This window comes from Filibacter tadaridae (assembly GCF_900609045.1).
Taxonomy (GTDB): Bacteria; Bacillota; Bacilli; order Bacillales_A; family Planococcaceae; genus Sporosarcina; species Sporosarcina tadaridae.
Genome location: NZ_UXAV01000010.1, coordinates 1 through 2,993, shown reverse-complemented (window position 1 = coordinate 2,993; position 2,993 = coordinate 1). Strand labels below are relative to the sequence as shown.

The 2,993-nt window shown below is 45.7% G+C and carries 4 protein-coding genes; all 4 read right to left on the bottom strand.

All coding sequences use genetic code 11. The annotated features are described in order from the left end of the window. Positions 1-96: 96 nt before the first annotated feature. Positions 97-897, bottom strand: a complete 801-nt coding sequence (locus FILTAD_RS00215; RefSeq protein WP_124068500.1) for an ExeA family protein — start codon at positions 895-897, stop codon at positions 97-99. Continuing rightward, positions 890-2,239, bottom strand: a complete 1,350-nt coding sequence (locus FILTAD_RS00210; protein WP_124068499.1) for a DDE-type integrase/transposase/recombinase — start codon at positions 2,237-2,239, stop codon at positions 890-892. The genes FILTAD_RS00215 and FILTAD_RS00210 overlap by 8 nt, the downstream gene beginning before the upstream one ends. 37 nt (positions 2,240-2,276) lie before the next feature. Beyond that, entirely contained in the window at positions 2,277-2,744 is a 468-nt protein-coding gene (locus FILTAD_RS00205) for a DUF6431 domain-containing protein (protein ID WP_124068498.1), read from the bottom strand. A 4-nt stretch (positions 2,745-2,748) separates the two neighbouring features. Continuing rightward, a partial coding sequence (locus FILTAD_RS15900; RefSeq protein ID WP_203229606.1) for a hypothetical protein occupies positions 2,749-2,993 on the bottom strand: 245 nt, incomplete at its 5' end.

The following is a 2,993-nucleotide window of genomic DNA, read 5'->3' as shown; positions in this document are numbered from 1 at the left end:
TGTTACTGACGTAAGAATCTGACCGGAAATTAACGTTTTCCTTTGTCCAGTGATTGCTTGAATTTCTGTCCATGCATATTTAAAAGAAAAGAGAACTTATGCAAGTTCTCCTTCAAAGACTTTCTTCACCATTCGGTCATCGATGATACGATAACTGTTCTGTGCTCCATAGAGTAAACAATGGGTCGCCAGCTTGTTGATTAGCCGGAATGCACCACCAGTGTATTGGTGAATTTCATCAATCGCTGCTTCTGAAAAGATATCTCTTTCCACTCCGGCGTAGACCATATGCCGTTCGATATACTGAGACACTTCGGCACGTTCTAAATGTCCCAGTTTACTTTGGATATCAATTCGTTGACGGATTGCAGAGAAGGATTGTAGCTGAAGCTTGTCCCACAGTTCGCTTTGGCCGACCATAATGAGGGCCATCGGGCTTTGCGCATCCATTTTAAAATTCAAAAGGAAACGGACCTCCTCCAACATCTCTCGATCCAATAGATGAGCCTCATCTACTACAACAACCGGCGTTAGGCCATGTATCCCTTTCATTAGTTCAATTTCCCGATGGAGCTGCCGTTTTGCGTCTCCCCGATAGAACTTCGCTTCCAATCCCAACTGTTCCAACATCCCTTTATAAAAGTGACGAGGTGTTAACTTGGAATCGGAAAGATAGAGTAGTTTGAACCGAGAGGTATCCAGCTCATCCGTGAATTTACGGATGGCGGTTGTCTTTCCTAGCCCGCAATCACCTGTCATTACCGCAAACAGCTGCCGCTCTGCAGCGTACTTTAATCGCCCTAGAATCTCTGAGAGTCCTGCGGACTCATACAACTCCCCAGTCGGTATATCACGCGAGAAAGGTGTTCTTTCCATTCCGTAAAAGTGCTCAAACATGGAAATCACCTCCGTTACCCAGGTTGCGATATGAGACAGCTGGCATAACGGCAACCTCTTTTCGCTGCTTCGTATGTTCTTTTGCAGCTTCAAGAAGGCGTGATTTCGAGACAGTTGCTTTCGTCATATGTTCCGGTAGAGAAGGACGCTTGCCTGCGCGATCGCTAATAACGAGTTCCTTCGCTTTCCATGTCGGATAGCCTTCGAAATCGACCGTCAGTTCAGTGACATCAGAAGGATCATATGTGATTTCCACTCTGCAACCCACAAAATTGAGTCCCACCTCATACTTCTTATCCTGAAAACTAATGCATCCTGACTTATCGACTTTCCTGGTTTCCGCATGAAGGAAGGCCGTAGCAAGCTCTTCGGCAGAGACCATACGGATGGGGTGGGAATCGCTTCGGAAAGCAGTGAACGGACTTACTTGGTTTTTTAATGCACTATGACCTTTATGAAGGTAACACTCGGAAATCCAGACCTCCAACAACCCATTCAACTCGTCCAGTGTCTGGCAATCTTCTAATTTTGCTTCTTGAAGGAAACCATCGAACGTCCTATTAAACCTTTCTACCTTTCCGGTTGATTCTGGTGAGTAAGGACGAGCATAAAGTAGCCGTGTTCCTAATTTTGAGCAGGTACGTGCCATCCATTTTGTGCGGTACTGCTTGCCATTATCAAAATACACACTGTCTGGAACGCCGTGTTTTCGAATGGCATCCCGGAACGCTTCTTCTACGCAACGTGCATCCAACATCGGATAGAATGAGACATGAAGAGGCATCCGGGTGGCATCATCCAGAAAGGCCACCATATACACCTGCTTCTTCTTTCCGTCGGCACCAATTGGTAAGTAGGGTCCGTATTTTATGTCTGAATGCCAAAGTTGATTCCGGTTTTTCTTCTGGAAGCGCCGCACGGCACCTGAGGTCTCATGATACATTCTCATTTGCCTCGAGCTGTACCCCCGCTTTGCAAGCTTTTCCTGTAACGTAGAACGCTTAAGACTTCCTGCTTCCACAAGACCTTCCCACTCAAGAATTTGTATGATAGTGGAGATGCTTCGGCTCGGTACTTCCCGGCGAAGTAGAATTGCCTGTTCCAGTACCGAATCCTCCTGACTTTCTTCTGTTTTTCGATAAGTCTTTTGTTTCAGTCCTTCAAATCCATCCTTACGAAACTGAGCCACATACCGTCTCAGTGTACGCTCAGATAATCCACATTCCTTACTGATTGCGACGCGTAGCTGTTTTGATTTCTGGGGATCCAGGCCCTCTTGTAACAATGGGGAAATCAATTGATAGCGGTTTGTCGCTTTTTCTTCAATCTGTCGTCGATTCATTGATGAACCACTCCTTTCACTTCTCTTGGAGTGTAATTCATCCAGCCTCGGTCAGACAGGCAGAACGGGTATGTATCCAAAAATGATGGTTGGCGACCGGATGGACAAGTTTCCCCAGCCATCCTGGTTTTCTACCAAACCACTGTCCAATTCGTTGATGTACAGGCAATGAATGAGAGGACAAGTCATCCATCGGAGGTTTTTCGGCATATTGAATCAGAAGAGACTGACAGATGAAAAGCCAATAGTCCGCCAGTGCTTGAAACCATTGCTTCCAACGATATAGAGTTGATTCATCAACCGGTAGAACCGAAGGTTCAGATGGCCAAATCCCTTCTTCTATTACATTGGCATCATATCGTTTATAAGGAATGATAAAGTCGGGTAGTTCGTGGTGAATCTTACGGCAGCTCGCACAACGTAATCGTCTGATCACATAACGTTCTGTTTCTCCATCGTCCCTACGTACTTTTCTCCCCCTTGATCCAATTACTTCAAAGTCCATTCCATTACAGCAAGGGCACGGCACTCGTTCTGTACATCGAACTAAAAACCCCTTTTAGGCGATCTTCTTCTATGGTATAATTATGTACGATTATCATATTTGTGAAGGACGTCTTCCGCCGACCACTGTAATGGCCGGCAACATGGAAGGCGTCTTTTCCTTTCTCCAGATTTCCTAAGGACATTATATCCGTCAGAACCTGGACAGGCAATACCATCAGTAAACGGACGTTTTTAGACAGCATTAACA

What these genes read in the sequence shown, in the direction of transcription:
- FILTAD_RS00215 (WP_124068500.1), bottom strand. Translation starts at nt 897, where the DNA reads ATGTTTGAGCACTTTTACGGAATGGAAAGAACACCTTTCTCGCGTGAT.
- FILTAD_RS00210 (WP_124068499.1), bottom strand. Translation starts at nt 2,239, where the DNA reads ATGAATCGACGACAGATTGAAGAAAAAGCGACAAACCGCTATCAATTG.
- FILTAD_RS00205 (WP_124068498.1), bottom strand. Translation starts at nt 2,744, where the DNA reads ATGGACTTTGAAGTAATTGGATCAAGGGGGAGAAAAGTACGTAGGGAC.